This is a genomic window from Streptomyces sp. WAC 04229 (genome assembly GCF_003947455.1).
Taxonomy (GTDB): Bacteria; Actinomycetota; Actinomycetes; order Streptomycetales; family Streptomycetaceae; genus Streptomyces.
Window position 1 is genome coordinate 20,388 of the sequence record NZ_QHJH01000042.1, and the last position, 25,594, is coordinate 45,981.

Annotated in this window: 19 protein-coding genes; 5 read left to right on the top strand and 14 right to left on the bottom strand. The window is 71.5% G+C overall.

The genetic code is table 11. The features are described from left to right. Position 1: 1 nt before the first annotated feature. Both DMH12_RS14550 and ureA read right to left on the bottom strand, forming a co-directional pair. Positions 2 to 1,717: an urease subunit alpha gene (locus DMH12_RS14550; protein WP_125491987.1), complete on the bottom strand. Its 1,716-nt coding sequence runs from the start codon at positions 1,715 to 1,717 to the stop codon at positions 2 to 4. Next, positions 1,714 to 2,430: an urease subunit gamma gene (gene ureA / locus DMH12_RS14555; protein WP_125491988.1), complete on the bottom strand. Its 717-nt coding sequence runs from the start codon at positions 2,428 to 2,430 to the stop codon at positions 1,714 to 1,716. Before ureA ends, DMH12_RS14550 begins: the two co-directional genes overlap by 4 nt. Before the next feature lie 145 nt (positions 2,431 to 2,575). On the opposite strand from ureA, the gene DMH12_RS14560 reads away from it, so the two are divergent. Further along, positions 2,576 to 4,030 (top strand): cytosine permease, encoded by a 1,455-nt coding sequence (locus DMH12_RS14560; RefSeq protein ID WP_125491989.1) that lies wholly within the window; start codon positions 2,576 to 2,578, stop codon positions 4,028 to 4,030. A 50-nt stretch (positions 4,031 to 4,080) separates the two neighbouring features. Here DMH12_RS14560 and DMH12_RS14565 read toward each other — a convergent pair whose 3' ends face one another. The 5 genes from DMH12_RS14565 to DMH12_RS14585 form a co-directional block, all read right to left on the bottom strand. Further along, positions 4,081 to 5,169, bottom strand: coding sequence for a branched-chain amino acid aminotransferase (locus DMH12_RS14565; protein ID WP_125491990.1), 1,089 nt, complete (start codon positions 5,167 to 5,169; stop codon positions 4,081 to 4,083). Between the two features lie 259 nt (positions 5,170 to 5,428). Continuing rightward, positions 5,429 to 6,481 (bottom strand): 3-isopropylmalate dehydrogenase, encoded by a 1,053-nt coding sequence (locus DMH12_RS14570; RefSeq protein WP_125491991.1) that lies wholly within the window; start codon positions 6,479 to 6,481, stop codon positions 5,429 to 5,431. 73 nt (positions 6,482 to 6,554) lie between these two features. Continuing rightward, complete coding sequence (locus DMH12_RS39770; protein ID WP_107420291.1) at positions 6,555 to 6,686, bottom strand: hypothetical protein; 132 nt, start codon at positions 6,684 to 6,686, stop codon at positions 6,555 to 6,557. Between the two features lie 306 nt (positions 6,687 to 6,992). After that, positions 6,993 to 8,633: an L-glutamate gamma-semialdehyde dehydrogenase gene (gene pruA, locus DMH12_RS14580; RefSeq protein WP_125491992.1), complete on the bottom strand. Its 1,641-nt coding sequence runs from the start codon at positions 8,631 to 8,633 to the stop codon at positions 6,993 to 6,995. Positions 8,634 to 8,679: 46 nt separating this feature from the next. Then, positions 8,680 to 9,606, bottom strand: coding sequence for a proline dehydrogenase family protein (locus DMH12_RS14585; RefSeq protein ID WP_122617631.1), 927 nt, complete (start codon positions 9,604 to 9,606; stop codon positions 8,680 to 8,682). Between the two features lie 164 nt (positions 9,607 to 9,770). Here DMH12_RS14585 and DMH12_RS14590 point away from each other — a divergent pair, with 164 nt between their 5' ends. After that, on the top strand, positions 9,771 to 10,961 hold the full coding sequence (locus DMH12_RS14590; protein WP_125491993.1) for a CdaR family transcriptional regulator: 1,191 nt from the start codon (positions 9,771 to 9,773) through the stop codon (positions 10,959 to 10,961). Here DMH12_RS14590 and DMH12_RS14595 read toward each other — a convergent pair. Then, complete coding sequence (locus DMH12_RS14595) at positions 10,942 to 11,529, bottom strand: TetR/AcrR family transcriptional regulator (RefSeq protein ID WP_125491994.1); 588 nt, start codon at positions 11,527 to 11,529, stop codon at positions 10,942 to 10,944. The genes DMH12_RS14590 and DMH12_RS14595 overlap by 20 nt on opposite strands. A gap of 84 nt (positions 11,530 to 11,613) precedes the next feature. Here DMH12_RS14595 and DMH12_RS14600 point away from each other — a divergent pair, with 84 nt between their 5' ends. Continuing rightward, positions 11,614 to 13,161, top strand: coding sequence for an MFS transporter (locus DMH12_RS14600; protein ID WP_185832317.1), 1,548 nt, complete (start codon positions 11,614 to 11,616; stop codon positions 13,159 to 13,161). Positions 13,162 to 13,173: 12 nt separating this feature from the next. Here the strand turns inward: DMH12_RS14600 and serA are convergent, their stop codons facing one another. From serA to DMH12_RS14630, 6 genes are all read right to left on the bottom strand, one after another. Beyond that, positions 13,174 to 14,763 carry a phosphoglycerate dehydrogenase gene (gene serA, locus DMH12_RS14605; protein ID WP_125491996.1) on the bottom strand — a complete coding sequence of 530 codons (1,590 nt, stop codon included), beginning with the start codon at positions 14,761 to 14,763 and terminating at the stop codon, positions 13,174 to 13,176. Positions 14,764 to 15,025: 262 nt separating this feature from the next. Beyond that, positions 15,026 to 16,024 (bottom strand): ketol-acid reductoisomerase, encoded by a 999-nt coding sequence (gene ilvC / locus DMH12_RS14610; protein WP_125491997.1) that lies wholly within the window; start codon positions 16,022 to 16,024, stop codon positions 15,026 to 15,028. Positions 16,025 to 16,142: 118 nt separating this feature from the next. After that, positions 16,143 to 16,667, bottom strand: a complete 525-nt coding sequence (gene ilvN / locus DMH12_RS14615) for an acetolactate synthase small subunit (protein WP_122617626.1) — start codon at positions 16,665 to 16,667, stop codon at positions 16,143 to 16,145. A gap of 34 nt (positions 16,668 to 16,701) precedes the next feature. Beyond that, the gene (locus tag DMH12_RS14620) at positions 16,702 to 18,549 is read right to left on the bottom strand and encodes an acetolactate synthase large subunit (protein WP_125491998.1); all 1,848 of its coding nucleotides are present in this window, start codon (positions 18,547 to 18,549) and stop codon (positions 16,702 to 16,704) included. A gap of 243 nt (positions 18,550 to 18,792) precedes the next feature. Further along, a complete protein-coding gene (locus tag DMH12_RS14625) occupies positions 18,793 to 21,849 on the bottom strand; it encodes an EAL domain-containing protein (protein ID WP_185832320.1) in 3,057 nt (1,018 codons plus the stop codon). Between the two features lie 338 nt (positions 21,850 to 22,187). After that, on the bottom strand, positions 22,188 to 23,129 hold the full coding sequence (locus DMH12_RS14630) for a 2-hydroxyacid dehydrogenase (RefSeq protein WP_125492000.1): 942 nt from the start codon (positions 23,127 to 23,129) through the stop codon (positions 22,188 to 22,190). A 76-nt stretch (positions 23,130 to 23,205) separates the two neighbouring features. Here DMH12_RS14630 and DMH12_RS14635 point away from each other — a divergent pair, with 76 nt between their 5' ends. Next, on the top strand, positions 23,206 to 24,204 hold the full coding sequence (locus DMH12_RS14635) for an aldo/keto reductase (protein WP_125492001.1): 999 nt from the start codon (positions 23,206 to 23,208) through the stop codon (positions 24,202 to 24,204). Positions 24,205 to 24,301: 97 nt separating this feature from the next. After that, positions 24,302 to 25,471, top strand: a complete 1,170-nt coding sequence (locus DMH12_RS14640; protein WP_125492002.1) for a sorbosone dehydrogenase family protein — start codon at positions 24,302 to 24,304, stop codon at positions 25,469 to 25,471. Positions 25,472 to 25,594: the final 123 nt, after the last annotated feature.

Here is a 25,594-nt window from a genome sequence, read left to right on the forward strand (position 1 = left end):
TTCACAGGAAGTAGAGGCGGTTGAGGGAGACGGACTCGGCGGGTTCGGAGCGCAGCGGGTCGCCGTCCAGGGTGACCAGGCCGGTGCGCCGGTCGACGTCGACCTGTCCGGTGCGGGAGTTCAGGCGCAGGTCGGCCGGTCCGATGGAGCGGGTGCCGCGCACGGCGACCCGGCGGCGGCGGGTGGGCATCGTGTCGTGCCCCTGGTCCACGGCGGCCTGCGCGACGAAGGCGACGGAGATCTCGGCGGGGGTGGCGCCGTGCGCGCCGAACTGCGGGCCGAGGACGAGGGGTTCGCAGGTGTCGGTCGCCGCGTTCGGGTCGCCGACCACGCCGTACGCCGGGAAGCCCGCCTTGAGGACGAGCTGCGGCTTGGCGCCGAAGTACTCCGGGCGCCACAGCACGATGTCGGCGAGCTTGCCGGCCTCGATGGAGCCGACCTCGTGCGCGAGGCCGTGGGCGATGGCGGGGTTGACGGTCAGCTTCGCCATGTAGCGCAGGACGCGCTCGTTGTCGTTGTCGTCGTCGGGGGCGCCGAACTCGGCCTTCATCTTGCCCGCCATCGCGAAGGTGCGGCGGACCGTCTCGCCGGCCCGGCCCATGCCCTGGGCGTCGGAGGAGGTGATGCCGATGGCTCCCAGGTCGTGCAGCACGTCCTCGGCGCCCATGGTCCCCTCGCGGATGCGGTCGCGGGCCATGGCGGCGTCGCCCGGCAGTTCGGTCTTGAGGTCGTGGACGGAGACGATCATGCCGTAGTGCTCGGCCACCGCGTCCCGGCCGAACGGCAGGGTGGGGTTGGTGGAGGAGCCGATGACGTTGGGGACGCCGGCCATCTTCAGCACGTTGGGGACGTGTCCGCCGCCGCAGCCCTCGATGTGGAAGGCGTGGATGGTGCGGCCCTCCAGGACACGGAGGGTGTCCTCGACCGACAGGCACTCGTTGAGGCCGTCGCTGTGCAGGGCGACCTGGACGTCGTGCTCCTCGGCGACGCGCAGCGCGGTGTCGAGGGCGCGGGTGTGGGCGCCCATGTCCTCGTGCACCTTGAAGCCGGACGCGCCGCCCTCGGCCAGCGCCTCGATCAGCGGTGCCTCGTGGGACGAGGAACCCCGGCCCAGGAACCCGATGTTGACCGGCCAGGCGTCGAAGGCGCCGAACGCGTGCTTCAGCGCCCAGGGCGAGTTGACGCCGACGCCCCAGACCGGCCCGAACTCCTGGCCGATGATCGTCGTCACGCCGGAGGCGAGCGACGCCTCCATGATGCGCGGGGAGAGCAGGTGGACGTGGGTGTCGACGGCTCCGGCGGTGGCGATCAGGCCCTCGCCGGAGACGATGGACGTGCCGGTGCCGACGACCACCTCGACGCCGTCGAGGGTGTCGGGGTTGCCGGCCCGGCCGATGGCGTGGATGCGGCCCTCGCGGATGCCGATGGACACCTTGCGGATGCCCTGGACCGCGTCGATGACGACGACGTTGCTGATGACGACGTCGCAGGTCTCGCGCACCGCGGCGGCCTTGAGGTGCAGCCCGTCGCGGGCGGTCTTGCCGAACCCGGCCAGGAACTCGTCGCCCTGGAGCTGGGCGTCGGACTCGACGCGGATCACCAGCCCCGAGTCGCCGAGGCGCAGCCGGTCGCCCGCACGGGGGCCGTGGGTGGCGGCGTAGGCGTACGGGTCGATGTGGATCGACTCACTGATCTCGCGTCCCTTGGAGCGGCTCATCGCACGCCTCCTTCCGGTGATCCGTCTGCTACGGGGGGCACGCCCAGGTATCCGCAGGCCGCCGCCCGCCGCAGGGCCTCCTCCTTGGCGCCCGGCGCGTCCAGCGGCCCGTCGACCAGTCCGGCGAACCCGATCGCGATCCGCCGCCCGCCGATGGGCACCAGGCCGACCTCGGCGCTCTCGCCGGGCCCGAAGCGGACGGAGGACCCGGCGGGGACCGCGAGACGCATGCCGTAGGCCCGCTCTCGGTCGAAGTCCAGGCGCGGGTTGGCCTCGAAGAAGTGGAAGTGGGAGGTCACGGAGACCGGCACGGTCGCGGTGTTGGTGACCGGCAGCCGGAGCGCGGCCTCGGGTTCGGCGTGGTCGGGCCCCGGCAGCAGGGCCCCCGGGCCCGCCGGGCCCAGTCCCCCGCCCCCGATCGGCGCGGAGACGACCGCGAGCCGGGAGCCGTCGTCGAAGACGGCCTCCACGTGGACCTCGGTGACCACGTCCGCGACTCCGGGCAGCACGTCGTCCGGGCCGAGCACGGACCGGGCCCGCTCGACGGCCTCGGCGAGACGGGCACCGTCGCGGGCGGCCTCGCACACGGTGTCCGCGATCAGCGCGGTCGCCTCCGGCACGTTCAGCCGGAGCCCGCGGCTTTGGCGGGCCCGGGCCAGCTCGGCCGCCCCGAAGAGCAGCAGCCGGTCACGTTCCGTGGGGGTCAGTCTCACGACGCGGCACCTCCTTGCCATCCCGACTTTAGAGCACCACTCTAAACAGAGCATCCCTCGAACGGAACCATTGACGGGCAGCACAAGCAGACGTCACATTGAACGTCGCTCTAAACCATCAGGCGGCCGTCGAAGGAGACCAGCCATGCCGATCGAACAGCGCGGAGTCGACACCATCCCCGAGGAGGAACGCACCAGCGGGCCCAGGGATCTCGTCTCGATCCTGCTGGGCTCCAACCTCTGCCTCGGCGTGATCGTCTTCGGCTGGCTGCCGCCCTCCTTCGGCCTGGGCTGGTGGGCGTCGGTCGGCGCGGTGGTGGCGGGCACGGTCGCCGGCACGCTGTTCACGGCACCGCTCGCGCTGGTCTCGCTGCGCACCGGCACCAACCTGTCCACGTCGTCCGGCGCCCAGTTCGGCGTGCGCGGGCGGCTGGTGGGTTCGGTGGTCGGGCTGCTGCTGGCCCTCGGCTACACGGCGCTGACCGTGTGGATCGGCGGGGACGTGATGATGGGCGTGCTCGGCCGCCTCGTCGGACTCCCGCAGGGCGGGGCCGCGTACGCCGTCGTCTACGGCCTGCTCGCCGCGGCGACCGTCGCGGGCGCGGTCTACGGCTACCGGGTGCTGCTCGCCATGTCGAAGGTGCTGGCCTACGGCATGACGGCCCTGCTGGTCCTGGGCGTGATCGCCTACGCACCCGACTTCACCACCGCCGCGCTCCCCGAGGCCGGCGGCTACCTGCTGGGCGGCTTCTGGCCGACGTGGCTGCTCGCCGCCGTGGCCGCGGGACTGTCGGGGCCGATCGCCTTCATCACGCTGCTCGGCGACTACACCCGCTACATCTCACCGGCCCGCTTCTCCTCGCGCCGGGTGCTGCACGCGACCTGGCTGGGGCTGATGCTGGGGCTGCTCGTGCCGCAGCTCTTCGGCACCTTCACGGCGTACGCCGCCCGTGCCGCCCTCGACTACGCGGGCCCGCTGGTCGACGCCGCCCCCGCCTGGTACCTGGTACCGCTGCTGCTGGCCGCCTCGGCCGGCTCGGTGGGCAACGCCGGGCTGATGCTCTACTCGATGGGCCTCGACCTGGACGCCATCCTGCCGCGCGCCTCCCGCGCCCGCGCCACCTGTGCCGTCGCCGTCGTCGCGACGGCCTGCGTGTTCGCCGGGCACTACGCCTGGGACGCGCAGTCGGCGATGACGTCGTTCGTGCTGCTGCTCACGGCGATCGGCACGCCGTGGGCGGTCATCACGATGATCGGCTCGGTCCGCTGCGGCGGGGTCTACGACGCCGACGCGCTCCAGGTCTTCAACCGCCGCGCGCGGGGCGGGATCTACTGGTACCGCGCCGGCTGGAACGTCCCCGCGACGGCCGCCTGGGCGGTGGGCGCGACGGTGGGCGTCCTGGCCGTGTCCCTGCCGTCCTACGAGGGCCCCCTGCTGTCCCTGACCGGCGGGGTGGACTGCAGCTTCCTGCTGTCGGGCCTGGTGGGCGGGGTGGTCTACGTGATCGCGGTGCCGGGTGCCGTCGCGTCCGCGGCGAGCGCGACGGAGCTCGCGCCGGCTGCCGCTTCCCCGAGCGAGTCGGGTGGTGGGCGGGCATAGGCCGGGATCCGGGGCGGGCCCCCGGCAGGGCCCGCCCCACGCCGGGTACGTCAGGCCAGCCGGTGCATCCAGCCGTGCTTGTCCTCGGCCTTGCCCCGCTGGATGTCCAGCAGCGCCGTACGCAGCCGCTGCGTCACCTCGCCCGGCTCGCCCCCGCTCTGCTTCCACTCCGCACCGGCCCGCTTCACCGTGCCGACCGGCGTGATCACCGCGGCGGTGCCGCAGGCGAAGACCTCGGTGAGGGTGCCGTTCTCCGAGTCGCGCTGCCACTGCTCGACCGAGACGCGGCCCTCCTCCGCCTCGTAGCCGAGGTCACGGGCGACGGTGAGCAGGGAGTCCCGGGTGACGCCCTCCAGGATGGAACCGGTGAGGGAGGGCGTGATGATCTTGTCGCCGTACACGAAGTACAGGTTCATGCCGCCCAGTTCCTCGACCCACTGGTGCTCGACCGCGTCGAGGTAGCAGACCTGGTCGCAGCCCTTGGCCGCCGCCTCCGCCTGCGCGAGCAGCGACGCGGCGTAGTTGCCGCCGGTCTTGGCGTCGCCCATGCCGCCGGGGACGGCGCGGACGCGGTCCTCGGAGACCCAGATGGAGACCGGCTTGACACCGCCCGGGAAGTAGGCGCCGGCCGGGGAGGCGATGACCAGGAAGAGGTACTCGCCGGCCGGCTTGACACCCAGGCCGACCTCGGTGGCGATCATGAAGGGGCGCAGGTAGAGGGATTCCTCACCGCCGTGCGCCGGGACCCAGTCCTGGTCCTGGCGGACCAGCGCGTCGCACGCCTCGATGAACGTCTCCACCGGCAGCTCGGGCATGCCGAGGCGGCGCGAGGAGGCCTGGAAGCGGCGGCCGTTCTTCTCCGGCCGGAAGGTGGCGACGCTCCCGTCGGGCCGGCGGTAGGCCTTCAGGCCCTCGAAGATCTCCTGCGCGTAGTGCAGGACCATGGTGGCCGGGTCGAGGGAGAGCGGGGCGTACGGGACGAGCTGACCGTCGTGCCAGCCGCGGCCCTCGGTCCACTTGATCGTCACCATGTGGTCGGTGAAGTGGCGGCCGAACCCGGGGTTGGCCAGAATCGCCTGCCGCTCCGCGTCGGAGAGCGGGTTGGCGGAGGGCTTGAGCTCGATCGTGCGCGTCGTCATGGGTTGATGTCCTTCACCGGTTTGATTGTGACGGGCCGCTGTCACGCCCGTACGGCCGGTGGCCGGTGGCAGGACGTCCGAGCATTCCCTCATGTCACGGCTTCGCGTTCGATTATCGCGCGCGACCGGTGACGGATGAAACGGGGTGAATGCGGCCCAGGGTCTGATGGTCGCACCTGGCGGACGCAGGAGAAAGCCGCCGGGTGCCTTGTTTCTCGGACCCGGCGGCTACGAAAGGTTTTGTTTCGAGTGCGCCGGATCAGCCGGCTACTCGGGCGGCGAGCGCGTCGCCGATCTCGGAGGTGGTGCGCGCGGGCAGGTCGCCGCGCTCGCCGAGGTCGGCGGAGACGGCCTCCTCGATCCGGGCCGCCTCGCCCTCGTACCCGAGGTGGCGCAGGAGCAGGGCGACGGACAGGACCGTGGCGGTCGGGTCGGCCTTGCCCTGGCCGGCGATGTCGGGGGCGGAGCCGTGCACCGGCTCGAACATCGAGGGGAAGTCGCCGGACGGGTTGATGTTCCCGCTGGCGGCGACGCCGATGCCGCCGGAGACGGCCGCGGCGAGGTCGGTGATGATGTCGCCGAAGAGGTTGTCGGTGACGATCACGTCGAAGCGCGACGGGTCGGTGACCAGGTAGATGGTCGCGGCGTCGACGTGGATGTAGTCGGTGGTGACCTCGGGGTACTCCGCGGCCACCTTGTTGAAGATGTCGGTCCACAGGTGGCCCGCGAAGGTCAGCACGTTGTTCTTGTGGACCAGCGTGAGCTTCTTGCGGGGGCGGGCCTGGGCGCGGGCGAAGGCGTCGCGGACGACGCGCTCGACACCGAAGGCCGTGTTGACGGAGACCTCGGTGGCGACCTCGTGCTCGGTGCCCTTGCGGATGGTGCCGCCGTTGCCGGTGTACGGGCCCTCGGTGCCCTCGCGGACGACGACGAAGTCGATCTCCGGCTGGCCGGCGAGCGGGGTGGCGACACCCGGCAGCAGCTTGGACGGGCGCAGGTTGACGTGGTGGTCGAAGGCGAAGCGGAGCTTGAGCAGGAAGCCGCGCTCCAGGACGCCGGACGGCACCGTCGGGTCGCCGATGGCGCCGAGCAGGATGGCGTCGTGGCCCTTGAGGGCGTCGAGGTCGGCGTCGGTGAGGGTCTCACCGGTGGCGTGGTAGCGCCGGGCGCCGAAGTCGAACTCCTTGGTCTCCAGCTTCACATCCTGCGGAAGGACGGCGGAGAGCACCTTCAGGCCTTCGGCCACGACCTCCTGGCCGATGCCGTCACCGGGGATCACTGCGAGATTGAGGCTGCGAGAACTTGCCGACATGTGCGGCACCCTACTCCTCGTCCCACGGGATGACACGAGGCGTCCGGCATGCGGACGCCCCGCTGCCCGCGGCTCAGTGCCCGGTGGACCCGCCGTTGTCCCGGCGGTCGAGGGCGCGCTGGAGGGCGGCCGCGGCGTTCTTGCGGTCGGAGTCGGCGCTGCGGGAGAGGTGGCGGACTCGGCGGCGGACGGTCGTCTCGGCCATGGGAATCGACTCCTTCGGCACTAAGGGAGCGCGGAGAGCGAGCGGTACGGAGAGACGCCGGAAGGGGCGGGGAGCGCGGTGCCGCAGGGGTTGCCTGCGCGGGGCCCGGCTCACGACCGCCATCCGCTCGATCGAGCGGTACGTTCGGCTCCTACAAAGCTAAGGGAGTGCGGAGCGTCTGTCTCCACAATTACTCGGACTTCCTACTATCTGAGACGGTGCCCTCGGTCACACGCCCCCGAACTGCGAAAACGCCCGGGGGGCCAGGTCGGTCGACCTGGCCCCCCGGGCGTCGCTCACAGGGCGTCAGCCCATGTGCGGGTACGTGTAGTCGGTCGGCGCGACCAGCGTCTCCTTGATGGCGCGGGTCAGCGTCCAGCGCATCAGGTTCTGCGGGGCACCGGCCTTGTCGTTGGTGCCGGAGGCGCGGCCGCCGCCGAAGGGCTGCTGGCCGACCACGGCGCCGGTCGACTTGTCGTTGATGTAGAAGTTGCCGGCCGCGTAGCGCAGCTTCTCCATCGTGTACGCCGCCGCCGCACGGTCGTTGGAGATGACCGAGCCGGTGAGGGCGTAGTCGGAGACGGACTCCATCTGGGTGAGCATCGCGTCGTACGCGCCGTCCACGCCGTCGTCGTAGACGTGCACGGCGAGGAACGGGCCGAAGTACTCGGTGCGGAAGACCTCGTTCTCCGGGTCGGTGCACTCGACGACCGTCGGGCGCACGAAGTAGCCGACCGAGTCGTCGTAGGAGCCGCCCGCGACGATCGTGCAGGTCTCGTCCGCCTTGGCGCGGTCGATGGCCGCCTTGTTCTTGGCGAAGGACCGCGCGTCGATGACGGCGCCCACGAAGTTCGACAGGTCGGTGACGTCACCCATGGTGAGGTAGTCGACCTCGGCGGCGAACTCCTCCTTGAAGCCGTCGTTCCAGATGGACGCCGGGATGTACGCGCGGGAGGTGGCGCTGCACTTCTGGCCCTGGTACTCGAAGGCACCGCGGGTCAGCGCGGTCTTGAGCACGGCGCGGTCGGCGCTCGGGTGGGCGACGAGGAAGTCCTTGCCGCCGGTCTCGCCGACCAGGCGCGGGTAGGTGCGGTACTTCTCGATGTTGTTGCCGACCGTCTTCCACAGGTGCTGGAAGGTCTTGGTCGAGCCGGTGAAGTGGATGCCCGCGAGGTCCCGGTGCTCCAGGGCGACCTCGGAGACCGCGATGCCGTCGCCGGTGACCAGGTTGATGACGCCCTTGGGCAGCCCGGCCTCCTCGAGCAGCTGCATCAGCAGCACGGCGGCGTGGGTCTGCGTCGGGGACGGCTTCCAGACCACCACGTTGCCCATGAGGGCCGGGGCGGTGGGCAGGTTGGCCGCGATCGCGCTGAAGTTGAACGGCGTGATCGCGTAGACGAAGCCCTCCAGCGGGCGGTGGTCCATGCGGTTCCACACGCCCTGGGAGTTGGCCGGGGGCTGCTCGGCCAGGATGTTGCGGGCGTAGTGGACGTTGAAGCGCCAGAAGTCGATCAGCTCGCAGGGGCTGTCGATCTCGGCCTGCTGGGCCGTCTTGGACTGGCCGAGCATCGTGGAGGCGGCGATGGTCTCGCGCCACGGGCCGGACAGCAGCTCGGCGGCGCGCAGGATGATCGCCGCGCGGTCGTCGAAGGACATCGCGCGCCACGCGGGGGCCGCGGCCAGGGCGGCGTCGATCGCGTCCTGGGCGTCCTGCTGGGTGGCGTTGGCGTAGGTACCCAGGCGGGACTTGTGGTTGTGCGGCTGCACGACGTCGAAGCGCTCACCGCCGCCCATCCGCTTGACGCCGCCGATGGTGCAGGGCAGGTCGACCGGATTGTCGGCCAGCTCCTTGAGCTTGACCTCGAGACGGGCACGCTCGGGCGAGCCGGGGGCGTAGCCGTGCACCGGCTCGTTGACGGGGGTGGGGACCTGGGTCACAGCGTCCATGGTTTCCGTTACTCCTTACTGAGCGGTCTTGCGAGCGGGTGCGGGCTCAGCCCTTGCTGACCATCGAGCGGGCGAAGAACCGGAGGTTCGCCGGCTTCTCCGCCAGACGGCGCATGAAGTAGCCGTACCAGTCGGTGCCGTAGGCGGTGTAGACGCGCATGCGGTGGCCCTCGGCGGCCAGCCGCAGGTGCTCGTCGCCGCGGATGCCGTACAGCATCTGGAACTCGTACTCGTCGAGCTTGCGCCCGGCGGTGCGGGCCAGCTCCTGGGCGATGGAGATCAGGCGCGGGTCGTGCGACCCGATCATCGGGTAGCCCTCGCCCTCCATCAGGGTGCGCAGGATGCGGACGTACGCCTTGTCGATCTCGTGGCGCTGCTGGTACGCGACCTCTGCGGGCTCCTTGTAGGCGCCCTTCACCAACCGTACGCGAGAGCCGCTGTCGGCGAGGCGGCGCGCGTCGGCCTCGGTGCGGAAGAGGTAGGCCTGGATGACGCAGCCGGTCTGCGGGACGTCCTTCCGCAGCTCGTCGTGGATGGCGAACATCGAGTCGAGGGTGGTGTGGTCCTCGGCGTCGAGGGTGACGGTGGTGCCGATCTCGGCGGCGGCCTCGACGACCGGGCGGACGTTCTTCAGGGCCAGCTCGTGGCCGCCGTCCAGCGCCTGGCCGAACATCGACAGCTTCACCGACATCTCGGCGCGGGTGCCGAGCTCCAGCGGCTTCAGCCGGTCGATCAGCTCCAGGTAGGCGTCGCGGGCGGCCTCGGCCTGCTCGGGGGTCGTGATGTCCTCGCCGACGACGTCCATCGTCAGTTCCAGGCCCTGGTCGGTCAGGTCCCGGATGATCGGCACGATCTCGTCGACCGTCTCGCCGGGGATGAACCGGTCGACGACCGGCTTGGTCACGGGCGCGGCCGACACCAGCCGGCGCATCCGGTCGCTGCGCGACGCGGCGAGAATCACGGGACCCAGCACGGGGCACCTCCACTTACCAACCAACACGAGGCCGTAGCCCGACGGACGGGGGACGGCACGGAGAACCACCGTGAAATCTAAGGATCCCCCCGATCGTCGGCCATCGACAGGTGTCACGCATCCGTGCCACAGATCTCAGACATGTGTATGAAAGCGGCGCGCAAATGCGGCAGAATGCCCGGGTGACGACGGATTCCAAGGGTGACTACCAGGAGCTGATCGACGAGATCTCCGAGCTGCTGGGCGCCCCGGCGACCCTGGAGAACCGCGACTTCGAGCTGATCGCCTTCGGTGCCTACGACAGCGAGGGCGACCTCGACCCCTCCGCCCTGGACCCGGTGCGCACCCGCTCGATCCTGACCCGGCGCTCCACCGCCGCCGTCCGGGCCTGGTTCGAGGGCTTCGGCATCACCCGTGCCACCGGCCCGGTCCGCATCCCGCCGACGCCGGAGGCGGGGGTGTACCGGGGCCGCACCTGTCTGCCGGTCCGCCATCGGGGCGTGGTCCTCGGCTATGTGTGGCTCCTGGACACCGACCCCGGTCCGACGGAGCGGCAGCTGACCGCGGCCATGGCGGTGACCACCCGGATCGGCGCGCTGCTCGCGGACGAGGCGCAGCACGGCGCGGACCTGAGCCGGGAGCTGCGGGCGGTACTGACCGCGGAGCGGGACTGGCAGCGGGACATGGCCGTGGCGGAGCTGCGCACCGCGCTGGGCGCCCGCGCGGACGCCCTGCACGCGGTGGTCTGCGTGGCGCCCTGGCCGTCGGCCGATCCCGAGGACGCGCCCTCGGTCCGCACGGTGCCGGCGGCGACGGCGCTGTGCACGGTGCCGTGGGGCACCGCGGGCGAGTCGCTGGCCCTGCTGGTGCGGCTGCGCTCGGCGGACGTGCCGACCCCGGCGACCTCGGCGGCGGCCCGGCTCCTCGAACGGGCCCGCGGCGGCGGGATCGCGGCCGGGGTCTCCGCGCCGCGCTCGGGGCTGGCGGAGCTGGGGGCGGCCTGGTGGGAGGCATCGGCGGCGGCGCGGGCGGCACGCGCGGAGTCCCGCTTCGGTCCGGTCGCGGAGTGGACGTCCATCGGGGCGTTCCGCCTGCTGACCGCGCTGCCCCCGCGGTCCGCGGACGACCCCGCCCTGCGGGTCCTGCTCTCCCCGGCCCACCGGGAGCTGGTCCGCACCGCCGAGACCTACCTCGACCGCGCGGGGCAGGCCGGCCGCGCCGCCGCCGAGCTGGGCATCCACCGCCAGACCCTGTACTACCGCCTCTCCCGCGTCGAACAGCTCACCGGCCTGGACCTGGACGACGGGGAGGACCGGCTGCTGCTGCACATGGCCCTCAAGGCGCACCGCCTGTAGCGGCGTCCATCACCTGACGCAGGCCGGCGGCCAGCCGCGCGCCGTCGGGCGCGGACTTCGGGTCGAACGTCCACTGGGCGATGAGGCCCGTCATCAGGGTCACGTAGAACGCGCCGAGCGTGTCCGCCGTGTCGTCGGAGACGTCCTCCTCCCGGCCGCCCATGAGCAGCGGGATCAGACCGCGCCCCGCCTCGCGCTGCGCCGCCGCCAGGTGGTCGCGGACCTCCGGGAGCCGGTCGCCGAGGGCGACGATCTCCATGCTGAGCCGCCACAGCGAGCCGGGCTCTTTCATGGTGCCGACGATGTTCGACCACACCCGCTCGAACCGCTCCAGGGAGCCGGGCCGGGTCTCGTCCAGGCCCCCGTCCCCCTCGAAGGCGTCGCCCATCCCCTCCACCAGCGCCACGTACGCCTGCGCGAGCAGCGCGTCCTTCGACCCGTAGTGGTAGCCGATGGAGGCCAGGTTGGTCCCCGACTCCTTGACGATGTCGCGTGCCGTCGTGCGCATGAACCCCTTGGCGAGCAGGCAGCGCTTGGCGCCCTCCAGCAGATCCTCACGGTGTCCCATGGCCACACCCTACCCGGCCTGCTATACGTCCGTCTTAAACAATCGTTCTATACAAGCGTATAAGACGTGCGTACAGTCCTCGGCATGACACCGAACCCGCCTCTGGCCGGCCGCCGCGAGTGGACCGCCCTGACCGTGCTGATGCTTCCGCTGCTCCTGGTCTCGATGGACGTCTCGGTCCTCTACTTCGCGGTCCCGGAGATCAGCGCGGACCTGGACCCCACCGGCACCCAGCAGCTGTGGATCTTCGACATCTACGGCTTCGTGCTGGCCGGTCTGCTGATGACGATGGGAGCGGTGGGCGACCGCATCGGCCGGCGCAGGCTGCTCCTGCTGGGCGCGGCGGCCTTCGGCGGAGCCTCGCTGCTCGCCGCCTACGCGCACACCGCCGAGACGCTGATCGCGGCCCGCGCGGTCCTCGGCATCGGCGGCGCCACCCTGATGCCGTCGACGATGGCGCTGGTCCGCACGATGTTCACCGATCCCTCCCAGCGGGCGAAGGCGATCGGGCTGTGGTCCGGGGTGATGACGGCCGGGATCGCGCTCGGCTCGGTCATGAGCGGCGTCCTCGTCGAGCACTTCTGGTGGGGCTCGGTCTTCCTGGTCAACCTGCCGGCGATGGCCCTGCTGCTGATCCTCGGACCGCTGCTGCTCCCGGAGTCCCGCAACCCCTCCCCCGGCCGCTTCGACCTGCTGAGCGTCCCGCTGTCGATGGCGGCCGTGCTGCCCGTCGTCTACGGCCTGAAGGAGCTTCCCTCCGAGGGCTGGAACGTCCGCTACGTCGTCTCGATCACCGTCGGTCTGCTGTTCGCGGCGCTGTTCGTGCAGCGTCAGCGCACCTCGGCCTCGCCGATGATCTCGCCGGCCCTCTTCCGCGGCCACGGCTTCACCCCGGCGCTGGTCCTCAACACCGTGTCGGCCTTCGGGATGATGGGCTCCGCGTACTTCTCCACGCAGTACCTCCAGTCGGTCCTCGGCAAGAGCGCGCTGGAGGCCGCGCTGTGGAGCCTGCTGCCGTCGGTGCTCATCGGCGTCGCCGCCCCGGTCGCCGCCCAGCTGGTCCAGCGCGGTGTCGAGCGCGCGTACGTCGTGACGGCCGGCTTCGGCACGGGGGCGGCCGGTTATGTGCTGATGGCCCTGTCCGGTACCGACTCGCTGTGGCTGGTGCTGGCCTCGTGCGGCGTCCTCGCCGCCGGCATCGTCGTCGTGATGTCCCAGCTCACCGACCTCGCGCTCGGCTCGGCGCCCGTCGAGAAGGCGGGCGCGGCCTCGTCACTGCTGGAGACCGGCACCGAGTTCGGCGGCGCGATGGGCATGGCCGCCCTCGGTTCCATCGGTACGGCCCTCTACCGCCACGGCATGCCGTCGGACGCACCCGCTCCGGCCCAGGAGACCCTCGGCGGCGCGCTGGCCGTCGCCGCCGAACTGCCCGGGCGCGCGGGAGACGCCCTGGCGACGGCGGCCCGCGAGGCGTTCACCGACGGCATGCGGGGCGCCGCGCTCGCGGGGGCGCTGGTGCTCCTGGCGGCCGCGGGGCTGGCGACGATGGGACTGCGGCACATCAGGGTGCGCCCGCAAGCGCCCACGCAAAACGCCGAACAGGCTGACCGACTCAGCCCGTCCGGCGCTTGAGAACGCGGTTGCTCAGACCAGGTTCACCGACCGGGCGGACGTCGCGCCGATCTCCGACGCGACCTCCGCCAGCACCCCGGAGGGCACCGTGTCGTCGACGGTCAGCACGGCCAGCGCCTCGCCGCCGACCGTCGCACGGGCGACCTGCATGCCGGCGATGTTGACGCCGGCCTCGCCGATGACGCGGCCGACGGTGCCGACGACGCCGGGACGGTCCTCGTAGCGCAGGACGACCATGTGGTCGGCGAGGGCGAGGTCGACGTCGTACTCACCGACGGCGACGATCTTCTGGAGGTGCTTCGGGCCGGCCAGCGTGCCGGAGACCGACACCTCCTCGCCGTCCGCGAGGGTGCCGCGCACCGTGACGACGTTGCGGTGCTCCGGGGACTCCGAGCTGGTGGTCAGCCGGACCTCGACGCCGCGCTCCTGCGCGAAGAGCGGGGCGTTGACGTACGACACCGTCTCGTCGACGACGTCCTCGAAGACACCCTTGAGGGCGGAGAGCTCCAGCACCTTCACGTCGTGCTGGGTGATCTCGCCGTAGACCTCGACGTCGAGGCGGACGGCGACCTCGCCGGCGAGCGCGGTGAAGATCCGGCCGAGGCGCTCGGCGAGCGGCAGACCCGGCTTGACGTCCTCGGCGATGACACCGCCCTGGACGTTGACCGCGTCCGGGACCAGCTCACCGGCGAGGGCGAGCCGCACCGACTTGGCGACCGCGATGCCGGCCTTCTCCTGGGCCTCGTCGGTGGAGGCGCCGAGGTGCGGGGTGGCGACCACCTGGTCGAACTCGAACAGCGGCGAGTCCGTGCACGGCTCCTTGGCGTACACGTCCAGGCCGGCGCCGGCGACGCGGCCCTCCTTGAGCGCCGAGTACAGCGCCGCCTCGTCGACGATGCCGCCACGCGCGGCGTTGACGATGCGGACGCTCGGCTTGACCCTGCGCAGCGCCTCGTCGCCGATCAGGCCGAGGGTCTCGGGGGTCTTGGGCAGGTGGACGGTGATGAAGTCGGAGACCTCGAGCAGCTCGTCCAGCGACAGCACCTTGACGCCCATCTGCGCGGCCCGCGCGGGCTGCACGTAGGGGTCGTAGGCGACGACCTTCATGCCGAAGGCCGACATGCGCTGCGCGACGAGGGCGCCGATGCGGCCGAGGCCGACGACACCGAGGGTCTTCTCGGCCAGCTCGACGCCGGTGTACTTGCTGCGCTTCCACTCGCCGTTCTTCAGCGCGGCGTTGGCCTGCGGGATGTTGCGGGCGGTGGCGACGATCAGGCCGCAGGCCAGCTCGGCGGCGGTCACGATGTTGGACGTCGGCGCGTTGACGACCATCACGCCGGCCTTGGTGGCGGCGGAGACGTCGACGTTGTCCAGGCCGACCCCGGCCCGGGCGACGACCTTCAGCTTCTTGGCGGCGGCGATGGCCTCGGCGTCGACCTTGGTGGCGGAGCGGACCAGGATCGCGTCCACGTCGGCGATGGCGGGGAGCAGTTCGGCCCGGTCCGCGCCGTTGCACTGGCGGATCTCGAAGTCGGGGCCGAGCGCGTCCACGGTCGCGGGCGACAGCTCTTCGGCGATGAGTACGACAGGTTTCGAGCTCACGTGAGTCCTCACAAGTCCAATGCGGACGGCCGTCCCGACGGCCGCATTCGGTGTCGCTAAGCCGCGTGGAAGACGCACGACGCTGTGGGCCTGACGCGTATGTGTTCAGCAGTCTAGTGGCGTGGCGGACGTCGTCCCGCGCCTCTGCGGAAGGATCACCCGTCCGTGGGTGGACGGGGTGGACAACGCCGTGCACCCGACGTTACCCCGGGTTCGCCGAAGGGGCCGGAGCGGCGTCGCTCCGGCCCCCGGCGGGTGAGGGCTACGCCTCTTCGTCGACCCAGCTCATGAGCTTGCGCAGCTCCTTGCCGGTGGTCTCCAGCAGGTGCTCGGAGTCCTGCTTCTTGTACTCGTTGTACTTCTTCAGACCGCCGTGGTACTCGTCCATCCACTGCTGGGCGAAGGTGCCGTCCTGGATCTCGGCGAGGACCTTCTTCATCTCGGCCTTGGTGGCGTCGGTGATGATCCGCGGGCCGGTGACGTAGTCGCCCCACTCGGCGGTCTCGGAGATCGACCAGCGCATCTTCTCCAGGCCGCCCTCGTACATGAGGTCCACGATCAGCTTCAGCTCGTGCAGGCACTCGAAGTAGGCGATCTCCGGCTGGTAGCCGGCCTCGGTCAGGGTCTCGAAGCCCGCCTTCACCAGCGCGGCCGTGCCACCGCAGAGGACGGCCTGCTCGCCGAAGAGGTCGGTCTCGGTCTCCTCGGTGAAGGTCGTCTTGATGACGCCGGCGCGGGTGCCGCCGATGCCCTTCGCGTACGACAGGGCCAGCGCGAAGGCGTTGCCGGAGGCGTCCTGCTCGACGGCCGCGATGCAGGGAACGCCGCGGCCCTCCTCGTACTGACGGCGCACCAGGTGGCCCGGGCCCTTGGGGGCGACCATGCAGACGTCCACGCCGGCCGGGGGCTTGATGAAGCCGTAGCGGATGTTGAGGCCGTGACCGAAGAACAGCGCGTCGCCGTCCTTCAGGTTGTCCTTGATGTGCTTCTCGTAGACCTCGGCCTGGATCGGGTCCGGGACGAGGATCATGATGACGTCGCCCTCGGCGGCGGCCTCGGACGGGCTCACCACGCGCAGGCCCTGCTCCTCGGCCTTGGCCTTGGACTTCGAGCCCTCGTGCAGACCGACGCGCACGTCGACGCCGGAGTCGCGCAGCGACAGGGCGTGGGCGTGGCCCTGGCTGCCGTACCCGATGACCGCGACCTTGCGGCCCTGGATGATGGACAGGTCGGCGTCGGCGTCGTAGAACAGCTCGGCCACTGGGTTCTCTCCTTGTGTGCAGGTGTTGCGTCCCACCGTATGCCGGTGGGGGGAAGGGAAGTTTCGGGGTCTCGGCATACGGGCGGCCGGTCGTCGCGCCGGCCGCCCGTCGCCGTCGTTATGCGGACCGGTCGAGTGCGCGCAGCGAGCGGTCCGTGATCGAACGGGCGCCGCGGCCGATGGCGATCGTGCCGGACTGGACGAGTTCCTTGATGCCGTACGGTTCCAGCATCCTGAGCATGGCGGACAGCTTGTCGCTGCTGCCGGTGGCCTCGATGGTGACGGCCTCCGGGGAGACGTCGACGGTCTTGGCGCGGAACAGCTGGACGATCTCGACGATCTGGGAGCGCGTCTCGTTGTCGGAGCGCACCTTCACCAGAACGAGTTCACGCTGGACGGCCTGGGCGGGCTCCAGCTCGACGATCTTGAGCACGTTGACGAGCTTGTTGAGCTGCTTCGTCACCTGCTCCAGCGGGAAGTCCTCGACGCTCACCACGATGGTGATGCGGGAGATGTCGGCGTGCTCGGTGACGCCGACGGCGAGCGAGTCGATGTTGAAGCCGCGGCGGGAGAAGAGGGCGGTGATCCGGGCGAGGACGCCGGGGGTGTTCTCCACCAGGACGGAGAGCGTGTGCTTGGACATGGTCTGCTTCCTCTGCTTGAAGTCCTGACGGCTCTCAGTCGTCTTCGTTGTCGCCGAAGTCCGGGCGGACGTCCCGGGCGGCCATGATCTCGTCGTTGGAGGTGCCGGCGGCGACCATCGGCCAGACCATCGCGTCCTCGTGGACGATGAAGTCCACGACGACGGGCCGGTCGTTGATGGAGTTCGCCTCTTCGATGACCTTGTCGAGGTCGGCGGGGTCCTCGCAGCGGATGGCGTAGCAGCCCATGGCCTCCGACAGCTTCACGAAGTCGGGGACGCGGGTGCCGCGGGCGTCCGGGTTGACGTCCTCGGGGCCGGAGTGGAGCACGGTGTTGGAGTACCGCTGGTTGTAGAACAGGGTCTGCCACTGGCGGACCATTCCGAGGGCGCCGTTGTTGATGACGGCGACCTTGATCGGGATGTTGTTCAGGGCGCAGGTGGTCAGTTCCTGGTTGGTCATCTGGAAGCAGCCGTCGCCGTCGATCGCCCAGACCGCGTTGCCGGGCATGCCGGCCTTGGCGCCCATGGCGGCCGGGACCGCGTACCCCATGGTTCCGGCACCGCCGGAGTTCAGCCAGGTGGCGGGCTTGTCGTACTGGACGAAGTGCGCGGCCCACATCTGGTGCTGGCCGACGCCGGCCGCGAAGATCGTGCCCTCGGGCGCCAGCTGCCCGATGCGCTCGATGACCTGCTGCGGGGAGAGCGAGCCGTCCTCGGGCTGGTCGTAGCCGAGGGGGTAGGTGTCGCGCCAGCGGGACAGGTCCTTCCACCAGGCGGTGTAGTCGCCCTTGTTGCCCTCGTCGTGCTCCTTCTGGACGGCCTGCACGAGGTCGGCGATGACCTCGCGGGCGTCGCCGACGATCGGGACGTCGGCGGCGCGGTTCTTGCCGATCTCGGCCGGGTCGATGTCGGCGTGGACGATCTTGGCGTACGGGGCGAAGCTGTCCAGCTTGCCGGTGACGCGGTCGTCGAAGCGGGCTCCGAGGGCGACGATCAGGTCGGCCTTCTGCAGCGCGGTGACGGCGGTGACCGCACCGTGCATGCCCGGCATTCCCACGTGCAGCGGGTGGCTGTCGGGGAACGCGCCGAGCGCCATCAGGGTGGTGGTGACGGGCGCTCCGGTGAGTTCGGCGAGGACCTTCAGCTCGGCGGTGGCCCGCGCCTTGAGGACGCCGCCGCCGACGTAGAGCACGGGGCGCTTGGCGGCGGAGATGAGCTTGGCGGCCTCGCGGATCTGCTTGGCGTGCGGCTTGGTGACCGGGCGGTAGCCGGGCAGGTCGGTGACCGGCGGCCAGGAGAAGGTCGTCCGCGTCTGCAGCACGTCCTTCGGGATGTCGACGAGGACCGGTCCCGGACGGCCGGTCGAGGCGATGTGGAACGCCTCGGCGATCGTCTTCGGGATGTCCTCGGCCTTGGTGACCAGGAAGCTGTGCTTGGTGATCGGCATCGTGATGCCGACGATGTCCGCCTCCTGGAAGGCGTCCGTGCCGATCGCCTTGGAGACGACCTGGCCGGTGATCGCGACCAGCGGCACCGAGTCCATGTTGGCGTCCGCGATCGGCGTCACCAGGTTGGTGGCACCGGGACCGGAGGTCGCCATGCAGACGCCGACCTTGCCGGTGGCCTGCGCGTAGCCGGTGGCCGCGTGGCCCGCGCCCTGCTCGTGACGGACGAGCACGTGGCGCACCCGGCTGGAGTCCATCATCGGGTCGTAGGCGGGAAGGATCGTGCCACCGGGAATGCCGAATACGGTGTCGACCCCGACCTCCTCAAGCGAGCGGATGAGGGACTTCGCACCCGTGACGGACTCGGGGGCGGACTGCTGTCCTCCGGAACGGGGCCGCGGCTGCGGGTGATGGGCCCCGGTGGCCTGCTCGGTCATCGGCATTCTCTTCTCGATGCTGAGGGTTTTTGCGAGGTTTCGTGCGGTCTGCGGCTGCTGCTCGGCGGGTGCCTGTGCAACAAAAAACCCCTCGTGCCATAAGGCAAGCGAGGGGAGCGCGTCGGGTGTGGGTCGCCGGGAGTCCGGGTGGTCCGGACATCACCAGCTTCAGCCGACGCGCTTTCCAAGTACGAGAATTCGGGTGCGCATGGCACTGACCCTCCCCCCGGCGCGCACCCACTGTCAAGTGGGTGGGACGGGAGTCTCATTATGTGAGCGCAGTGCCGTACCACCACCGAGGACGGCCGGCAGTCCCGACGGGTGACCGCCGGGAACCTGGCCGGTGGCGGTGGTGCCCACGCTCTTGCCGTACACCCCCTTGGCGCCGCCCGCGAAGGCCGGTTCGGCCGGTCCGTGCGGCACGGGATAGCGGCCGGTGCCCAGCGCCCTGCGCAGCCGGTACTCGTCCAGCGGCCCGGAGAACGCCATGCCCTGTCCGTGCGTGCAGCCCATCGCCCGCAGGGCGACGATCTGCTCGGGCAGGTCCACCCCGTCGGCCACGGACTTCAGGCCGAGGTCGGTGGCGATGCGCAGCAGGCCACTGGTGATCTTGTGCAGCCGCGCCGACTCCACGACGCCCTCGATCAGCCCGCGGTCGAGCTTGAGCACGTCCACGGGCAGGCGTCGCAGCGCGGTGATCGCCGCGTAGCCGCTGCCGAAGCCGTCCAGCGCGATCCGGACACCCACCCTGCGCAGCGCGTTCAGCCGGCGCTCCAGCTCGTCCAGGCCGACCCGTGGGTCGATGTCCGACAGCTCGATCAGGAGGGAGCCCGGCGGGAGTCCGTGCCGGGTCAGCTGCGCCTCCACGGAACCCAGCGGCATCGAGCGGTCCAGCAGGCGGCGGGCCCCGATGCGTACGGCCACGGTGACCGGCAGTCCGGTCGCCGCGCGTTCGGCGGCCTGCTCGACGGCCTCCTGGAGCACCCAGCGGTCCAGCTCGGCGGTCTTGTCGGCGTCCTCGGCGACCCGCAGGAACTCGGCGGGGGTGAACAGCACGCCCTGCGAGGAGCGCCAGCGCGCCTGGGCACAGACCGACGTGATCCGGCCGTCCGTCAGGGAGACCACGGGCTGGTGCAGCAGCGCGAACTCACCGTCGTGCAGCGCGACCCGCAGGCGGGTGGCCAGCTCGGCCTTGCGCACGACGTCCTGCTGCATCTGCGGCCGGTACAGCTCGACGCGGCCCTTGCCGCTCGCCTTGGCCCGGTACATGGCGAGGTCGGCGTTGCGCAGCAACTCACCCGCGCCGAGGCCCGGTTCGGCGAAGGCTACGCCGATGGAGGCGTTGACACGGACATCGTTGCCGTCGATGAGGTAGGGCTGGGAGAGGGTCATCCGCAGACGGTCGGCGAGTTCCCGGATGTGGCCCTCGCGGGCGGCCCGGTCCCGGGCCCCGTCCCCGACGATCAGGGCCGCGAACTCGTCGCCGCCCAGTCTGGCGGCGGTGTCCCCCTTGCGGACGGCCTCGTGGAGCCTGCGGGCGGCCTGTACGAGCAGTTCGTCCCCGGCCTGGTGGCCGATGGTGTCGTTGACGCCCTTGAAGCCGTCGAGGTCGATGAAGAGCACCGCGGTGCCCCGCAGTGCGGCGCCCCGGTCCATGGCACGCCGGCCCGAGAGCGCCTGCTGGACGCGCCGGGTGAACAGGGCGCGGTTGGGCAGGTCGGTGAGCGGGTCGTGTTCGGCGTTGTGCTGGAGCTGGGCCTGGAGGCGCACGCGCTCGGTGACGTCCCGGCTGTTGAAGATGAGGCCGCCGTGGTGGCGGTTGACGGTGGACTCGACGTTGAGCCACCCGCCGTCCCCGGAGCGGAAGCGGCACTCGATGCGTGCGGTCGGTTCCTCGACGGGGCTGGCGGCGAGGAAGCGGCGCACCTCGTGCATCACGCAGCCGAGGTCCTCGGGGTGGATGAGCCCGGCCAGTTCGCTGCCGACCAGCTCCTCCGCGGGGCGGCCGTAGACACCGGCGGCGGCCGGGGAGACGTAGCGGAGGATGCCGGAGGGCGCGGCGATCATGATGACGTCGCTGGAGCCCTGCACCAGGGAGCGGAAGTGGTTCTCCTTCTGGGCCAGTTCCTGGGTGAGGACGATGTTGTCGAGCAGCATGATGCCCTGCCGGACGACGAGTGCGAGCACCACGGTGCCGCCGGTCAGCAGCACCACGCGGTCGACGCTGCGGCCGTTGAGCACGTTGTAGAGGATGCCCAGGGTGCAGACCGCGGCGGCGAGGTAGGGAGTGAGCGCGGCCAGGGACCCGGCGATGGGCCGGGCGGTCGGATAGCGCCCCCGCTCACCGCCCGGTACGGGCGCGGGCGGTGGCGCCTGCGGGCCGGAGCCGCGCTGTCCGGGCACGTGCTCGCGGACCACGCGGGTGTGCCCGGTGCCCTCCGTGTCGGGGGCCCGTCCGCGCCGGGTCGCGGCCCAGGGGGCGTAGGCGAGCAGCAGGGAGCCGGCGAACCAGCCCGCGTCCAGCAACTGGCCGGAGCGGTAGCTGTTGTGGAACAGCGGCGAGGTGAAGAGGGCGTCGCACATCACCGTCAGGGCGAGCGCGCCGATGGCGGTGTTGACGGCCGAACGGCAGACGGGCGAGCGCCTGAAGTGCAGCGCCAGCACCATGCTGACCAGCGCGATGTCGAGCAGCGGGTACGCCACCGAGAGCGCGGAGTGCGCCACGCTGGACCCGCCCTCGGCCTTGGCCGCCTGGGCGAGCGCGAGGCTCCAGGCCAGCGTCAGCAGCGAGCCGCCGATCAACCAGGCGTCCAGGCCCAGGCAGATCCAGCCGGCCTTGGTGACCGGCCGCTTGGCCAGGACCAGCAGCCCCACGATCGCGGGCGGCGCGAAGCACAGGAAGAACAGATCGGCGTAGCTGGGACTGGGCACGGGCACCCGCAGGACGACCTCGTACCACCCCCAGACCAGGTTGCCCAGGGACGCCATGGCCGAGGAGAGCGCGAAGAGCAGCCACGCCGGCCGGAAGCGGACGCGCCGTCCGCGGGCGTAGAGGAAGCAGGAGACGGCGGCGGCGCCCGCGGCGGCGCTCAGCCCGAAGTCGCCCATGATCTTGGCGGCGTACTCCGAACCCCAGCCGAGCGCGGACCCGACGGCGTAGACCGCGCAGACCAGGGCCAGCACGAGCTGGCGGACGAAGGTGGGGCCGCGGGAGGCGGCCGAGGGCCGGGGCAGCAGCGGTCCCGGGGCCGGCTGTGCGCGCAGCGCTCCGTCCAGCGTGGGCGCGGGCGGCGGGCTCACCGGGGCCGCCCGCGGCCGCCCGGCCGGCGGCGGTGAGGGCCGCACTGGGCGGGATGGCTGTGCCGGCTCCGTCTGCGCGCGGTCGTGGTCGTGCGCCAGGGTCGCCGGCGGCGGCTCCGCCGCGTCGGGTCGTTCGTCCATAGGCCGTGCATCGCCCGTCGCCCCCCTCACAGTCTGAGATGTCCATCCCCGGCGCCGAACGGTGCGCGGCGCATCCCCTGTCGGACGATACACCAGGATCGTCACTCAGGGACATAGGTTCTCTACGCTCCGTGACGACCAGCGGATATGCGCGCACCCACCGCATCCGGGGGATTGCGGAGGGTGCCCGAACCGGATTACGCGCCCGTCGTCAGGATCACGTTGCGCAGTGGTTCCCGGTTCACGAAACGGTTCAACTGGTCCACCAGCAGCCGCTTGGCGCGCGGCAGGAAGGCGGAGGTCGGCCCGCCGGCGTGCGGGCTGATGACTATGCCGGGAGCATGCCACAGCGGGTGGCCCGGCGGCAGCGGTTCGGGGTCGGTCACGTCGAGGGCGGCGGTGAGGCGTCCGCTCTCCAGTTCGGCGAGCAACGCCTTCGTGTCGACGACCGGCCCGCGCGCGACGTTGACGAGCAGGGCGCCGTCCTTCATCCGGGCCAGGAACTCCGCGTCGACGAGCCCGCGGGTGGTCTCGGTGAGCGGCGTGGAGAGGATGACGACGTCGGCCTCCGGGAGCAGGGCGGGCAGTTCGGTGAGTGGATGCACCGGACCGCGCGCCGTGGTGCGTGCGGAGCGCGCGACGCGCACGACCGGCGCGACCTCGAAGGGCACGAGCCGGTCCTCGATCGCGGCGCCGATCGACCCGTACCCGACGACGATCACCTTCCGGTCGGCGAGCGCCGGCCGGAACCCGCCGAGCCACTCGCCCCGGTCCTGGGCCCGCACGAAGTCCGGGATGCCGCGCAGCGACGCCAGGATCAGGGCGAGGGTCAGCTCCGCGGTGCTGGCCTCGTGCACCCCGCGGGCGTTGCACAGCCGGACGCCCGGGGGCAGGTGCCGGAGGCCGGGCTCCACGTGGTCGATGCCCGCGGAGAGGGTCTGGACGACCTGGACGGAGCGCATGCCGGGCAGCGGGCGGGTCCCGATCCCGCTGGGCTTCATGTAGGGGACGACGTAGTACGCGCAGTCGGCCGGGTCGGCGGGGAAGGTCTCCTCGCCGTTCCAGTGGCGGTACACGGGGCCCTCGGGGAGGCCCTCGATCTCGTCCGGCGGGATGGGCAGCCACACGTCAGCAGTCATGGTCAGGAGGCTATGTCAGGGAGGCGGAGGGGCAGAGGTTAGGTTGGGTGGCCTGACGAGGGAGGGTCACGACCAGGTGGAGCGCAGGACGATCGGCGCGACGGCGCTCGCGGTGGGGGCCGTCGGACTGGGATGCATGCCGATGAGCTGGGCGTACAGCACGTCGCGGCAGCGGGGCGACGAGTCGGTCAGGGCGGTGCACCGGGCCCTCGACCTGGGCGCCACGCTGCTGGACACGGCGGACATGTACGGCCCGTTCACCAACGAGCTGCTGCTGGGGCGGGTGTTGCGGGAGCGGCGCTCCGACGCCTTCGTGTCGACCAAGGTCGGGCTCCTCGTGGGTGAGCAGCACATCGTGGCCAACGGCCGCCCCGGCTATGTGCGACGGGCCTGCGACGCCTCGCTGCGCCGGCTCCAGACGGACGTCATCGACCTCTACCAACTGCACCGGGCCGACCCCGAGATACCGGTCGAGGAGACCTGGGGCGCGATGGCCGACCTGGTGCGGGCGGGGAAGGTGCGGGCGCTCGGGCTCTGCGCGGTCGGCGCGCGATCGGCCCGACGGCCGGGGGCACGGCTGCACGACGCGACGATCAGGCAGCTGGAGCGGGTGCAGCAGGTCTTCCCGGTGAGCGCGGTGCAGGCCGAGCTGTCGGTGTGGTCGCCGGAGGCGCTGCGCACGCTGCTGCCGTGGTGCGTCTCGCGCGGCGTGGGCTTCCTCGCCGCGATGCCGCTGGGCAACGGCTATCTGACCGGCACGCTGACACCCGGGCAGGGCTTCGAGCCGGAGGACCTGCGCGCCCGGCATCCCCGCTTCACCGCCGAGATGATGGCCGCCAACCAGCCGATCGTGGCCGGCCTGCGGCGGATCGCGGCCCGGCACGGCGACGACGTCACCCCGGCGCAGGTGGCGCTGGCGTGGGTGCTGGCTCAGGGACCGCACGTGGTGCCGGTGCCGGGCACCAAGCGGGAGCGGTGGGTGGGCGAGAACACGGGGGCGGCCGAGCTGCGGCTGACCGAGCGGGACCTGGCGGAGGTGCGGGGGCTGCCGGCGGCGCTGGGCTCCTGGGACTGACCGGCGGGGGCCCGCCCGGGTTCGGGTTGCGGCGATCGGGAACTTGGAGGGCCCGTGCGGTGTATGACAGGGAAGAACCCGCCGCGTCGAAGGGACCATGATCGTGCAACGTCGAGCCGTGTCGGCCGTGTTGGCCGCCACCGCCCTCCTGCTGACGGCCGGCTGCTCCTCGTCCGACGGGGACCCGTCGGACACGGACGGCAGCGCCTCCTCCGCGACCACGACCGCGCAGGCCTCGCCGTCCGGACCGGCCGCCGAGGAGACGCCGCCGGCGAAGGGCTCCGTGAAGGTGCTCCGTACGCTCACCACGGGACTGGACAGCCCCTGGGGACTGGCCCCGCTGCCGGGCGGCGACCTGCTGGTCTCCTCCCGCGACGACGCCACGGTCACCCGCGTCTCCGAGAAGAACGGCGACAAGACGGAGCTGGGCGAGGTGCCCGGGGTCTCCGCGTCGGGCGAGGGCGGCCTCCTGGGCATCGCGCTCTCCCCCGACTACGCCTCGGACCACATGATCTACGCGTACTACACCTCCGCCTCGGACAACCGCATCGTGCGCATGCTGTACGACGAGAAGAAGCCGGCCGGTGAGCAGCTGGGGGCGCCCGACACGGTCTTCCGGGGCATTCCCAAGGGCGTGATCCACAACGGCGGCCGGATCGCGTTCGGCCCCGACAGGATGCTCTACGCGGGCACCGGCGAGAGCGGTGACACCGGGCTGTCGCAGGACAAGGACTCCCTCGGCGGCAAGATCCTCCGGATGACGCCGGACGGCGAACCGGCGCCCGGCAACCCCTTCCCCGACTCCCCGCTGTACTCCTACGGCCACCGGAACGTGCAGGGGCTGGCCTGGGACGGCAAGCAGCGCCTGTTCGCCTCGGAGTTCGGCCAGGACACCTGGGACGAGCTGAACGCGATCAAGCCGGGCGACAACTACGGCTGGCCGGAGGCGGAGGGCGAGGGCGGCGGCTCCGGGTTCCACGACCCGGTGACCCAGTGGAGCACCGACGAGGCCTCCCCCAGCGGCATCGCGTACGCGGCGGGCTCGGTGTGGATGGCGGGGCTGCGCGGCGAGCGGCTGTGGCGGATCCCGCTGAAGGGCACGGAGACCTCGGCCGACCCGCAGGCGTTCCTGGAGGACGAGTACGGCCGGCTGCGCACGGTGGCACCGGCGGGCGGCGACAAGCTGTGGCTGGTCACCAGCAACACCGACGGCCGGGGCGACGCGAAGGGCGGCGACGACCGGATCCTGGAGCTGGAGGTGGGCTAGTGTCCCGGTCCGGAGATCCTGTCGCAGTAGCGGCAGATGCGGTCGATGATCTGGTCTGCGGTCTTGGTCCACTTGAAGGGCCGGGCTTGCTCGTTCCAGTTCTTGATCCAGTCCTCGAGCGCG

Bases quoted from the DNA above. Each gene is read 5' to 3' on its own strand.
- DMH12_RS14640 (WP_125492002.1), top strand. From the start codon at position 24,302: ATGATCGTGCAACGTCGAGCCGTGTCGGCCGTGTTGGCCGCCACCGCC.
- DMH12_RS14560 (WP_125491989.1), top strand. From the start codon at position 2,576: ATGCCGATCGAACAGCGCGGAGTCGACACCATCCCCGAGGAGGAACGC.
- pruA (WP_125491992.1), bottom strand. From the start codon at position 8,633: ATGGACGCTGTGACCCAGGTCCCCACCCCCGTCAACGAGCCGGTGCAC.
- DMH12_RS14595 (WP_125491994.1), bottom strand. From the start codon at position 11,529: ATGGGACACCGTGAGGATCTGCTGGAGGGCGCCAAGCGCTGCCTGCTC.
- DMH12_RS14550 (WP_125491987.1), bottom strand. From the start codon at position 1,717: ATGAGCCGCTCCAAGGGACGCGAGATCAGTGAGTCGATCCACATCGAC.
- DMH12_RS14565 (WP_125491990.1), bottom strand. From the start codon at position 5,169: ATGACGACGCGCACGATCGAGCTCAAGCCCTCCGCCAACCCGCTCTCC.
- DMH12_RS14600 (WP_185832317.1), top strand. From the start codon at position 11,614: ATGACACCGAACCCGCCTCTGGCCGGCCGCCGCGAGTGGACCGCCCTG.
- DMH12_RS14590 (WP_125491993.1), top strand. From the start codon at position 9,771: ATGCGGCAGAATGCCCGGGTGACGACGGATTCCAAGGGTGACTACCAG.
- DMH12_RS14570 (WP_125491991.1), bottom strand. From the start codon at position 6,481: ATGTCGGCAAGTTCTCGCAGCCTCAATCTCGCAGTGATCCCCGGTGAC.
- ilvN (WP_122617626.1), bottom strand. From the start codon at position 16,667: ATGTCCAAGCACACGCTCTCCGTCCTGGTGGAGAACACCCCCGGCGTC.
- DMH12_RS14630 (WP_125492000.1), bottom strand. From the start codon at position 23,129: ATGACTGCTGACGTGTGGCTGCCCATCCCGCCGGACGAGATCGAGGGC.
- DMH12_RS39770 (WP_107420291.1), bottom strand. From the start codon at position 6,686: ATGGCCGAGACGACCGTCCGCCGCCGAGTCCGCCACCTCTCCCGCAGC.
- DMH12_RS14620 (WP_125491998.1), bottom strand. From the start codon at position 18,549: ATGACCGAGCAGGCCACCGGGGCCCATCACCCGCAGCCGCGGCCCCGT.